Consider the following 11,963-nt stretch of genomic DNA (forward strand, 5'->3'; position numbering starts at 1 on the left):
GCAGCCGCGCCCTTCTTTACCGCCTCGGAGAACTTAAATGAGGGGCGACGCCGCTTAAAAAGGCGGCGCCCTGAAACAAGCCTTCGGCGGCGGCTCGGCAGAGACCCTGTGGACGCGCCGTCTCGGGCTTCACGAGAAGCGAGATAAATGGCGCGTCTTGAAACTGATGGCGTTGGCGGACCGGCGGCTCCCGGCGGTCCCCGCACCGCGCAAAACCAGGGCTTTGCAATTACGTCTTTTCTCCAGGGCGCCAATGCGGCCTGGCTCGAGGGCCTGCTCGACGCCTATGAGGCCGATCCCGCCTCGGTCTCCCCGGAGTGGGCAAAATTCTTTTCCGAAATGGGCGTCGTTCCCGGGGCCGCGCCCAGCGGCCCGAGCTGGGCGCGTCCGGACTGGCCGCCCGTCGCCGACGGCGAATGGGTGAGCGCGCTGACCGGCGAGGACGCCGCGACCGCGGCGCCCGCCAGGACCGCTCCGAAGGCCGCTCCGAAGGGCGCCCCCGTTCCCGCGCCCACCGCCGTCACGGCGGATGAAATCCGCCGCGCCACCCGCGACTCCGTGCGCGCGCTGATGATGATCCGCGCCTATCGCATGCGCGGCCATCTGCACGCCAATCTCGATCCGCTCGGCCTCGAACAGCGCCATGACCATGGCGAGCTGCATCCCGAGACCTATGGGTTCAAGGACGAGGATTACGACCGCAAGATCTTCATCGACGGCGTGCTCGGCATGAAATACGCCAGCGTCTTCGAGATGGTCACGATCCTGCGCCGCACCTATTGCGGCTCGATCGGCTTCGAATTCATGCATATCTCCAGCCCCGAGGAGAAGGCCTGGCTGCAGGCGCGCATCGAAGGCCCGCAGAAGGAGATCGTCTTCACCGCCGAGGGCAAGCGCGCGATCTACAACAAGCTGGTCGAGGCCGAGGGCTTCGAGAAATTCCTCGACGTCAAATATACCGGCACCAAGCGCTTCGGTCTCGACGGCGGCGAGTCCATCGTTCCGGCGCTGGAGCAGATCATCAAGCGCGGCGGCGCGCTGGGCGTGCAGGAAATCGTGCTCGGCATGGCCCATCGCGGCCGTCTCAACGTGCTCTCCCAGGTGATGGCGAAGCCGCACCGGGCGCTGTTTCACGAGTTCAAGGGCGGCTCCTTCCTGCCGGACGAGGTGGAAGGGTCGGGCGACGTCAAATATCATCTCGGCGCCTCTTCCGATCGCGAATTCGACGGCAACAAGGTGCATCTCTCGCTCACCGCCAATCCGTCGCATCTCGAAATCGTCGACCCCGTGGTGCTCGGCAAGGTGCGCGCCAAGCAGGACCAGCATGGCGGCGACCGCCGCGCCGTGCTGCCGCTGCTCATCCATGGCGACGCGGCGTTTGCCGGGCAGGGCGTGGTGGCCGAATGTTTCGGCCTCTCCGGGCTCAAGGGCCATCGCACGGGCGGCTCGCTGCATTTCATCATCAACAATCAGATCGGCTTCACCACCTATCCGCGTTTCTCGCGCTCCTCGCCCTATCCCTCCGACGTCGCGAAAATGGTCGAGGCGCCGATCTTCCATGTGAATGGCGACGATCCGGAAGCCGTGGTGTTCGCGGCGCGCGTCGCAATCGAATTCCGTCAGCAGTTCCAGAAGCCCGTCGTCATCGACATGTGGTGCTACCGGCGCTTCGGCCACAATGAAGGCGACGAGCCGGGCTTCACCCAGCCGCTCATGTACAAGAAGATCCGCGCGCATCGCACGACGCTGGATCTCTATGGCGAGCGGCTCATCGCCGAAGGGCAAATGACCCAGGCCGACGCCGACCGGATAAAGGAGGGTTGGCGCGCGCATCTCGAAGCGGAGTTCGAGGCGGGCCAGAGCTACAAGCCCAACAAGGCGGACTGGCTCGACGGGCGCTGGGCCGGATTGAAGCCGGGCTATCAGGCCTCCGAGGACGAGCGACGCGGCAAGACCGGCGCGCCGCTGGAATCGCTGAAGGAGCTCGGCGCCAAGCTCACCACCGTCCCGTCCGATTTCCGTGTGCATCGCACGATCCAGCGCTTCCTCGACAATCGCCGCAATGCGATCGAGGAGGGCGCGGCGATCGACTGGGCCACGGCCGAGGCGCTCGCCTTCGGGACGCTGCTCGCCGAAGGCCACAATGTGCGCCTCTCCGGACAGGATGTGGAGCGCGGCACCTTCTCGCAGCGTCACGCCGTGCTCATCGATCAGGAGACGGAGGCGCGCTACATCCCCTTCGATCATGTCGGACCGAAACAGGGGCGCTTCGAGGTCATCAATTCGATGCTCTCGGAAGAGGCGGTGCTCGGTTTCGAATATGGCTATTCGCTCGCCGAGCCCGACGCGCTGGTGCTGTGGGAGGCGCAGTTCGGCGACTTCGCCAATGGCGCGCAGGTGGTCTTCGACCAGTTTCTCTCCGCCGGCGAACGCAAATGGCTGCGCATGTCGGGCCTCGTCTGCCTGCTGCCGCACGGCTATGAAGGGCAGGGGCCGGAACATTCCTCGGCGCGGCTCGAACGCTATCTGCAATTGTGCGCGGAAGACAACATGCAGGTCGCCAATTGCTCGACGCCGGCGAATTACTACCACATCCTGCGCCGGCAATTGCATCGCAACATGCGCAAGCCGCTGGTGCTGATGACGCCGAAGTCGCTCCTGCGCAACAAGCGCTGCGTTTCGCGGCTGGGCGAAATGGGCATGGCCTCGAGCTTCCAGCGCATCCTGCTCGACGACGCCGAGACGGCGACGCCGGAGCAGCCGACGCTGAAGGGCGACGACGCCATCCGCCGCGTGGTTCTGTGCTCCGGCAAGGTTTATTACGACCTGCTCGAAGACCGCGAAAAGCGCGGAATCGACGACGTCTATCTGCTGCGCGTCGAGCAACTCTATCCCTTCCCGCTGAAGGGTCTCGTCACGGCCATGGCGCGGTTCAGGAACGCCGACGTCGTCTGGTGCCAGGAGGAGCCCAAGAACATGGGCGCCTGGTTCTTCGTCGAGCCCTATCTCGAATGGGTGCTGGGCCAGGTCGGCGGCAAGTCGAAGCGCGCCCGCTATGTCGGACGTCCGGCCTCGGCGTCAACGGCCGCGGGCACCATGTCCAAGCATCTCGCGCAGCTCAAGGCGTTTCTGGACGACGCCTTCGCGGCATAGGATTTCCCCTCTCCCCGCCTGGCGGGGTGAGGATCAGGGCGAGGGGCAAGGCCGCTTCGCCGACGTTTGAATACCGCGTCTCATAGAAATGTTCTCGAACTTGCCTGCCCATCACCCCAGCCCTCTCCCCGCGCGCGGGGAGAGGGGGCAGACGCCGCCAAGGACGATCCGATAATGACTGAAATTCGCGTTCCGACTCTCGGCGAATCCGTTACCGAGGCGACCATCGGCCGCTGGTTCAAGAAGGCGGGCGACGTCGTGCGCGCCGACGAGCCGCTCGCTGAGCTTGAGACCGACAAGGTGACGCTCGAAGTCAACGCGCCGGCCGCCGGCGTGCTGGCCGAGATCGTCGCCAAGGAGGGGGAGACGGTGCAGCCCGGCGCGTTGCTGGGGCAGATCACGCCGGGCGCCGCCGGAGCCGCCGCGCCATCCGCCCCTTCGCCCGCCCCCGCCGCGAAACCGGCGCCCGTCGCCCCGGCCGCGCCCGCGCCCGCGACTCCCGCGCCCGCCGCTGCGGCGAGCGCCATGCCGCCGTCTCCGGCAGCCGCCAAGATCGCGGCCGACAAGGGGATCGACCTGTCCCAGATCGCCGGGTCCGGCAAGCGCGGTCAGGCGCTGAAATCCGATGTCATCGAGCTCGCCGCCCGCGCTCCCGCCGCGCCCGCGCCGGTCGAAGCGCCCGCGCCGGTCCCCGCCCCGCGCGCCCCGCAGGAGGACGCCGCGCGCGAGGAGCGCGTGAAGATGACGCGGCTGCGCCAGACCATCGCGCGCCGCCTCAAGGAGGCGCAGAACGTCGCCGCCATGCTGACGACCTTCAACGAGGTCGACATGTCGGCGCTGATCGCGCAGCGCGCGAGATACAAGGAGCTGTTCGAGAAGAAGCACGGCGTGAAGCTCGGCTTCATGGGCTATTTCGTGAAGGCCTGCTGTCAGGCGCTCGAGGAAATCCCGGCGGTGAACGCGGAGATCGACGGGACCGACATCGTCTACAAGCGCTACTGCCACATCGGCGTGGCGGTGGGCACGGACAAGGGCCTCGTCGTGCCGGTGCTCAGAGACGCCGACCGGATGAGCGTCGCCGAGATCGAGAAGGGCATCGCGGCGCTCGGCAAAAAGGCGCGCGAGGGGACGCTCGACATCGCCGATCTTCAGGGCGGCACCTTCACCATCTCCAATGGCGGCGTCTATGGCTCGCTGATGTCGACGCCGATCCTCAACGCGCCGCAATCGGGCATCCTCGGCATGCACAAGATTCAGGAGCGGCCGGTCGCGGTCGACGGCAAGGTGGAAATCCGTCCGATGATGTATCTGGCGCTCAGCTACGATCACCGCATCGTCGACGGCAAGGAGGCCGTCACCTTCCTCGTCCGCGTCAAGGAGACGCTGGAGGATCCCGGCCGGCTGGCGCTGGGGCTGTAAGGGACAGGGCCGGCGCTCTCCGGCGCATCTCGGCCCTGGCCGCAGAATCCCGTCTCCAGCCTCTTTAAAACTCCTCCAAGGCGCACAAATTTATTCCCCAAGACGTGCTGCAGAGCAGGCGCCGACGGGCGGGTCTTCAACGGACGCCGAGGAGGAGCGAGATGCAAAAACAAGACATTGAAACACGCAGGGCGCCTCTGCTGACGCCGGAGCAATTCGCCAATCTTGGCGAGGGCATGATCGCCTATGTCCGGGAGATGCGCTCGGAGGACGTCAACCGTCTCTATCCGCAGGCGCCGCAGATCGAGCCCGGTCTCACCATCTTCGTGCTGATCGGGGCCGACGGCAGCCCGATCGTGCTGGCGGACTCCGAAGAAGGCGCGATCGGCAATGCGCGCGAAAATGATCTGACGATGGTCAGCCTCCACTGAGCGTCGCGGTGGGCGTGGGGTCACGGGGGAAGCAGAGCGAACACCGAATACCGTAAAGGCAAGAAAATTGCTTCCCGCCGTGGAGACACCGAACTCCGCGCGGGAGGCGCCGATGGCCGAGGAAATCTTTGCGGTTTGCCATGTGAACGATGTCGCCAAGCGGGGCGCGATCGGCTTCGTGCTCGCCCGGCGCGAGGGCGGCAAGACAATTCCCTTCCCGATCATGCTGGTTCGGCAGGGCAAGAGCTTCCACGCCTATGTGAACCGCTGCCCGCACCAGGGATCGCGGATCGACTTCCAGCCCGGGCATTTCCTCGATCAGGGGCATCGCGCCATCGTCTGCGGCAAGCATGGCGCGCTGTTCGAGATCGCGACCGGCGCGTGCACGGACGGACCCTGCGCGGGCGCGACTCTTGAGAAGGTCCCGGTGATCGTCGATGGCGAGGACGTCTGCATCGTCGGCGTCGACCTCGCCGAGGAGGACGGGCTCGACCGTCCGGAAAACGACGAAACGCCGCAGATCATGATCACCTCGGACTGAGGTTCTCCCGCCTCGCGCAGGCTTTACGGTTCGCCGAAGAGCTGCTCGAAAACATTCCGGTCACGGCCGGCCTGCTTGCGTCCGCGCGGCGGGGGCGGCGGCGCGCCCGCGTCGGGAATGTCCTCGGGCGGCAGCAGATCGTCGATGTCCCTGGGCGCGGCGGCGCGCGGGCGCGCGGCCGGGGGAGCCGTGATCGTCGCGGTCTGGTCGTCTCCTGCGCTCTGGGCGGCTCTCGCGGGCTCCTCTGGCGGAAGCGGCGGGGCCTGGCGCTGCCGGGGCGGCGGCGGCGGGGGCGCGGCGGCGCCGGTGAAGAGGCCAATCAGATCGTCGAGCGGCTTGGCGACAACCTCGTCGACGCCGCCGCCCTCGGAGCGCCAGCCGTTGGTCGACAGGCCCGCGACTGGCAGGCCCTTGTGGGCGATCGACATGTAGCGGCTCCAGATCTCGACCGGGAGATTGCCGCCCGAAGCCTTTTTCGTGGGCGAACTGTCGTCGTTGCCGAGCCACACGCCCGTGATCAGCCGGCTCGTGTAGCCGATGAACCAGGCGTCGCGGAAATCCTGGCTGGTGCCGGTCTTGCCCGCCGCCTGCCAGCCGGGAAGCTCCGCCTTGCGGGCCGTGCCGGTGAGCAGCGTCTCCTGCATCATGTCGTTCATCATGCCCACATATTGCGGGTCGACGACGCGGCCGAGGGAGGCCGGCTTGCGGGTGTAGAGCGTCTTGCCCGCGCCGGTTTTCACGCGCGAGATGATGTAGGGCTGCACGCCGATCCCGCCGTTGGCGAAAGGCGCGTAGGCCGCGACCAGCTCCAGCGGCGTCACTTCGGAAGTGCCGAGCGCGATGGAGGCGTTGGGCTGAAGCTCCGACTGAACGCCCAGCCGATGGGCGGTCTTCACCACCGTCTTCGGCCCCACTTCCATGCCGACGCGCACAGCCACGGTATTGAGCGACAGCGCCAGCGCCCTGGTGAGCGTCACCGGTCCGAAATATTCGTGGCTGTAGTTTTCCGGCGTCCAGCCCTTGATGTTGAGCGGGCCGTCCTCGCGCACCGTCTCCGGCGTCAGCCCATGTTCCACGCCCGCGAGATAGACGAAGGGCTTGAAGGCCGAGCCGGGCTGGCGCCGGGCCGAGACGGCGCGGTTGAACTGGCTTTCCGAATAGTCCCGGCCGCCGACGAGCGCGCGAACGGCGCCGGTCGGATCGAGCGAGACGATCGCGCCCTGGCTGACGCCGAATTTCGCGCCCTTTTTATCGAGCTCCTCCTTGAGCGCGCCCTCAGCCACGGCCTGCAGACGCGGGTCGATCGTCGTCGTCACGACGATGTCCTGATCGATCGCGCCCACCGTGTCGTCGAGCACGTCCATCACGTAATCGGCGGCGTAATTGATCGACCCGGCGCCGTTCTCCCTTTGCGTGCGGGCGGGACTGGCGAGCGCGCCTTTCGCCATCTTGTCGGAGATGAAACCTTCCTGGGCCATGGCGGCGACGACCTGCGCCGCGCGCTCGGTGGCGCCCTCCGGATTGCGGTCGGGCGCAAGCTTGCTCGGCGCCTTCATCAGCCCCGCCAGCACGGCGGCTTCCGAGAGCGTGGCGGTGCTGGCGCCGTGGCCGAAATAGCGCTGGGTCGCCGCCTCGACGCCATAGGCGCCGGAGCCGAAATAGACGCGATTGAGATAGAGCTCGAGAATCTGGTCCTTGGTGTATTTGTGCTCCAGCCAGATGGCGAGGATCGCCTCCTGAATCTTGCGCGAGAGCGTGCGCTCCTGCGTGAGAAACAGGTTCTTGGCGAGCTGCTGGGTCAGGGTCGAGCCGCCCTGCATGCCGCCGCGTCCCGCGACATTGCGCACCAGCGCGCGGGCGATGCCCTGCGGATCGACGCCCCAGTGCGAATAGAAACGTCTGTCCTCGATGGCGACGAAGGCCTTGGGCAGATAGGGCGGCAGATCGGCGATGCGGATCGCGGCGCCTCCCGTGTCGCCGCGATTGGCGAGAAGCGACCCGTCCGCGCCCATGATGGCGATGTTGGGCGGCCGCTTGGGCACGGAGAGCTGATCGATGGGCGGCAATTGCGAGCCGTAATAGACCGCGAGCGCGCCGCCGCCGATCGCGCCCCAGACGGAAAGCGTCAGGCTCCAGTAGATCAGGGCGCCGATCAGCGATCCCGAGCGGCGCCGTCGCTGCGGCGCGGCGCGCGCGCGCGCCGCCGGGCGGGCCTCGGCCCGGAGGTCGTCGTCCTCGTCGTCGTTGAACCTGGGTTCCCGGCGATTGCCGTTGCGCGCCATAGCACTCCCGCCCCGAGGCGTCCGCCGAGCCTCGCCTCTCGCATTCACCTTAAGAAAGGCCGTTTAAAGGCCGGTTAAGGAATCATTTCTCCACAAGGGCGGAACCGCGCCACTTGCGCATCCGCGCCTGGCTTGTCAAAGTCTCCGCCCCCGGCGCCGAGGCGCCCAAGGCCCCCGGCGCGGCGCGCCCAAGAACACGCGGACGGTATTCCGGCGATGAAGGTCACGATCGAGAGAGCGGCCCTGCTGCGGGCGCTCGGCCATGTTCACCGGGTTGTTGAGCGCCGCACGACGATCCCGATCCTCGCCAATGTCCTCATCGACGCGCGGGACGGCGCCTTGACGCTCAAGGCGACCGACCTCGATCTCGAAATCACGGAAAAGGCCGTGGCCGACGTGGGCCAGCCGGGCGGAACCACCCTGCCGGCGCATACGCTCTACGACATCGTGCGCAAGCTTCCCGAGGGCGCGCAGGTCTCGCTCGACGAGACGGGCGAGGCGGGTCAGCTCACCCTGCGCTCGGGCCGTTCGCGCTTCAATCTCTCGACTTTGCCGGAGAGCGATTTCCCCGACGTGACCTCAGGGGAGTTCAGCCATGGCTTCTCCCTGCCGCCGGGCGACCTCAAGCGGCTGATCGAGAAGACCCAGTTCGCGATCTCCAGCGAAGAGACGCGCTATTATCTCAACGGCATCTATTTCCACGCCATGGAGGTCGAGGGCCAGATGATGCTGCGCGCCGTCGCCACCGACGGCCATCGTCTCGCCCGCCTCGAACTGCCGGCCCCCGAGGGCGCCGCCGGCATGCCGGGCGTCATTCTGCCGCGCAAGGCGGTGCAGGAGGTCCTGCGCCTGATCGAGGACGCGCAGGGCGAGGTGCGCATCGAGCTGTCGGCGAACAAGATGCGCTTCTCCTTTGGCGACGCGCTGCTGACGACGAAGCTGATCGACGGCACCTTCCCGGATTACGCGCGCGTCATCCCTTCGGGCAATGACAAGCGCCTCACCGTCGAACGCGACGTGTTCGCCAAGGCGGTCGACCGCGTGTCGACCATTTCCTCCGAACGCGGCCGCGCCGTGAAACTCGCGCTCACCGAGGGCAAGCTGGTGCTCTCCGTCACCAATCCGGATCAGGGATCGGCGGTGGAGGAGATCGAGGCGGATTACGATGGCCCGCCGCTCGATGTCGGCTTCAACGCCCGTTACCTTCTCGACATCACGCAGCAGCTCGACAGCGACACGGCGCTTTTCAAGCTCGCCGACCCCGGTTCGCCGACATTGATCCAGGACCGCGACGGGGCGAGCGCGCTCTACGTGCTGATGCCGATGCGGGTCTGAGAAGACTCCGCCGCGTTCGGGGCTGCCGGAGGCGGCGGGGCGCCTGCGGTCAACCGCGCCGGGGCTTGATGAAAAGCCCCATGAACAGCCCGATGCAGAAGCCCGACAGATGCGCGGCGAGGCTCGACATGGGCAGCAGGAAATCCGCGGCGATCTGAACCAGCATGGCGACGCCGAGCGCCGTGGCGCGAAAGGCGTCGAGGCTGGCGCGGTGATGGCGCCAATCCCTGAGCCGCAGCGCGGCGGCGACGCCAAAGACGCCGAAGATGGCGCCCGACGCGCCGACATAAAGCCCGTAGCCCGCGCCGATGATCATGACCGCCAGCACGACGAAGGAAGAGAACAGCGCGGCGCCAAAATAGGCGATGAGCGTGCGCAGCGCTCCCGTCTCGTGTTCGATCTCCCGGCCGATCAGCGCCAGCATCATCATGTTGAGCGCGAAATGCAGCGGGCCGTAATGGAGAAAGGTCGCCGTGAGAATGCGCCAGCCCTCTCCCTGCAGGACGAGCGGCGCCCAGAGCGCGCCGAGCCGGATCAGGGTCGACACGTCCTGCGACCCGCCGAGCGCGACTTCCGCGGCAAACATCGCCGAATTGACGATGATGAGGGTCAGTGTGACGGGCGGCAGGCGCCAGCCGCGCGCCTGCCGGGCGCTTTCCGCCGCGACGCGCGCCGCGACGCCTTCGACGATTTCCTGCGCGCGCGGCGAGAGCGGCGGCGGCGGAGACCAGTCGCTCGCGAGCTGCCGGCGCGCGGCGATGGCCGATGGCGTCTCCCTGAGGCTCACCGCGAGCCGCTCGAAAGTCGCGCGGGCGGGCGCCGCCGCGCCGGCCTGTCGCTCGGCGACCGCGACCCAATAGGCCGTCGAGTCGGCGTCGAGGCGCATGATCCTCGTGGCGAGGTCCTCGACCTCGCGCGGGCGCCCGCCGAAGGCGAGCACGAACAGCCAGGAAAAGCCGGTCTGTTCGAGCGGCGTCGAATCCACCGAACGCGCGTAATCGCGCATCAGCTCCTCGATGCGGCCGGTTTCGCCAAGGGCGCGGAAACGGTAGCCCGCGAGCTGGCGGGCGTTTTCAGGGTTCTGCGCGAGAACGAGGGCCTTCGCCCAGTCGCCGCGCTCGGCAAGGAGACGCGTCTCGATGGCCGCCGCCTGTTCGGGGGGCGCTTCGGCCGCGAGCGCGGCGAAGGCGCGGGCCTTCTCGCGCGGATCCTCGATCGCGGCGGCGCGGGCGTAGGCGGCGGACAGGCGCATCATGGCGGTCGGATGGAAGAGGGCGGCGAGGTCGGCGCAGCGCGCGGCGGTCTCCAGACGACCCGCGCGGGTGTAGCGCGACTGGAGCGCGCCGAACGCCGCCGGCGCCGCGACCAGCGGAAAGAACACCAGCGAGGCGAGCCAGCCCGCTTCCTGCGGCCGCGCCCACAGGCCAAAGCCGCCGACGACCAGCACCAGCGCATTGACGAACGCGAAACTTCCGGGCCTTCCACGTCCCCGCCACAGCTCGAGCAGCAGGGCCAGGGCGGACAGCGCCATCAGATTGACGGCGAGGATGGTCTGAAACGTCATCTGCGGCTCGCTTTTTGAAACCTGCGGGCGAGGATGTGCGCGCTCCCCGCGCAAAGTCAACGCAAGGCCTGTTCCCCGCGGCGGCGCGAGGCTTGCGATCCCTTTTTGGGCGCCGCATTGTCTTCAAAGCGCGGCTTTTGCCCGCGACAAGGTCGCCATGCTCGATTTTCTCAGCTTTCTCTGGCCCTGGCTCGCGGCCTGCCTCGCGCTCGGCGCGGCGACCGGAGCCTTCGCGCGCGGCGGCGCGCCGCGCAGGCGGCCGGCGCGCTGGCTGATGTGGTTCGCCGCGGCCTTTGTCGCGGCCGCGATCGCCCTCTCCTTCGGCGCGGTCGAGGGGGCCGTCGCGGCGGCGATGGAAAGCGCGCTGGCCTGCTTCACGGCCTTTCTCGCCGGAGCCGCCGCCGTCGCGGCGATGCGCGGGACGCTGCCCACCCATGAGCGCTGGGCGCTGGGCCTGCCGGCCGCCGCGCTCCTATGGTTGGGCGCCGTCGCAATCGCCGGACCCGCCTATGACGCGCAGGTGCAAAAACGCATCGCCGCCCTCGCCGGGGCGGCTGGCGCCGATCCCGCCGCAGTCGCGGTCGCGGGGCGCGACGTGACGGTTCCACCCGCCATGGGCGACGCCCGGGAGCTGATCGCCCAAATCGCCGCCGCGCCCGGCGTGCGGCGGGTGAGCGTCGCGCGGGCGGCGGCCTCCGGCCCGACCGAAAAGCCAACCGATGAGGCGCCCGCGCCGTCTCCCACGCCCGCCCCGGCGGAGGCGCCCGCGCCCTCGGGCGGTCTCGACGCCGCCGCCTGCCAGCGCGCCCTCGACGCCGTCGCCGTCGCCGAGCCGGTCGCCTTCCCCCGCGCGCGCGAAATCATCGACCGCCGCGCGGCGGCGGCGCTCGACAAGGCCGTCGACGTGATCCGCCGCTGCCCCGAGGCGCGCGCCATCGAGGTGCGCGGCCACGCCGGCCAGGGCGCCGCCAATGAGGCGCTGGCGCAGCGTCGCGCGCGCGCCGTCGAGCGCTATTTGCGCCGCGAGGGCGTCGCGGGCCGCAAGCTCACGGCGGTGGGCTGTTGCGCCGGCGCGCAGGAGGCGCGGCGCGGCGACAGCGCGATCGATTACATCCTGCGCTGACCGGGCGCCTCGGACGGCTTTTGTTTACCCGCGCGAGCGCCTTGTCTAATGTCTCGCGACGCGCCCCGGCACAACTCTTGCCGTGACGAGAGCCGCGCCCTGGAGCGCTGGCCCC

Annotated in this window: 8 protein-coding genes; 6 read left to right on the forward strand and 2 right to left on the reverse strand. The window is 68.4% G+C overall.

Going from position 1 to position 11,963, the window contains the following annotated elements; genetic code table 11:
• The first annotated feature begins 147 nt into the window (after positions 1 to 147).
• The 4 genes from ACR652_RS12150 (at position 148) to ACR652_RS12165 (ending at position 5,544) form a co-directional block, all read left to right on the forward strand.
• Complete coding sequence (locus tag ACR652_RS12150) at positions 148 to 3,153, forward strand: 2-oxoglutarate dehydrogenase E1 component (RefSeq protein ID WP_434506748.1); 3,006 nt, start codon at positions 148 to 150, stop codon at positions 3,151 to 3,153.
• Between the two features lie 174 nt (positions 3,154 to 3,327).
• Positions 3,328 to 4,572 (forward strand): 2-oxoglutarate dehydrogenase complex dihydrolipoyllysine-residue succinyltransferase, encoded by a 1,245-nt coding sequence (odhB, locus tag ACR652_RS12155; RefSeq protein ID WP_434506749.1) that lies wholly within the window; start codon positions 3,328 to 3,330, stop codon positions 4,570 to 4,572.
• A 161-nt stretch (positions 4,573 to 4,733) separates the two neighbouring features.
• Positions 4,734 to 5,003, forward strand: a complete 270-nt coding sequence (locus tag ACR652_RS12160) for a DUF1150 family protein (RefSeq protein WP_434506750.1) — start codon at positions 4,734 to 4,736, stop codon at positions 5,001 to 5,003.
• A 112-nt stretch (positions 5,004 to 5,115) separates the two neighbouring features.
• Positions 5,116 to 5,544: a Rieske (2Fe-2S) protein gene (locus ACR652_RS12165; protein WP_434506751.1), complete on the forward strand. Its 429-nt coding sequence runs from the start codon at positions 5,116 to 5,118 to the stop codon at positions 5,542 to 5,544.
• Between the two features lie 23 nt (positions 5,545 to 5,567).
• Here the strand turns inward: ACR652_RS12165 and ACR652_RS12170 are convergent, their stop codons facing one another.
• A complete protein-coding gene (locus ACR652_RS12170; RefSeq protein ID WP_434506752.1) occupies positions 5,568 to 7,826 on the reverse strand; it encodes a transglycosylase domain-containing protein in 2,259 nt (752 codons plus the stop codon).
• A gap of 216 nt (positions 7,827 to 8,042) precedes the next feature.
• Here ACR652_RS12170 and dnaN point away from each other — a divergent pair, with 216 nt between their 5' ends.
• Positions 8,043 to 9,161, forward strand: a complete 1,119-nt coding sequence (gene dnaN / locus ACR652_RS12175; protein ID WP_434506753.1) for a DNA polymerase III subunit beta — start codon at positions 8,043 to 8,045, stop codon at positions 9,159 to 9,161.
• 49 nt (positions 9,162 to 9,210) lie between these two features.
• Here dnaN and ACR652_RS12180 read toward each other — a convergent pair whose 3' ends face one another.
• Positions 9,211 to 10,725: a rhomboid family intramembrane serine protease gene (locus ACR652_RS12180; protein ID WP_434506754.1), complete on the reverse strand. Its 1,515-nt coding sequence runs from the start codon at positions 10,723 to 10,725 to the stop codon at positions 9,211 to 9,213.
• Positions 10,726 to 10,882: 157 nt separating this feature from the next.
• Here ACR652_RS12180 and ACR652_RS12185 point away from each other — a divergent pair, with 157 nt between their 5' ends.
• Positions 10,883 to 11,848 carry an OmpA family protein gene (locus ACR652_RS12185; RefSeq protein ID WP_434506755.1) on the forward strand — a complete coding sequence of 322 codons (966 nt, stop codon included), beginning with the start codon at positions 10,883 to 10,885 and terminating at the stop codon, positions 11,846 to 11,848.
• Positions 11,849 to 11,963 lie beyond the last annotated feature (115 nt).

The organism is Methylocystis sp., assembly GCF_051061225.1.
Lineage (GTDB): Bacteria > Pseudomonadota > Alphaproteobacteria > Rhizobiales > Beijerinckiaceae > Methylocystis.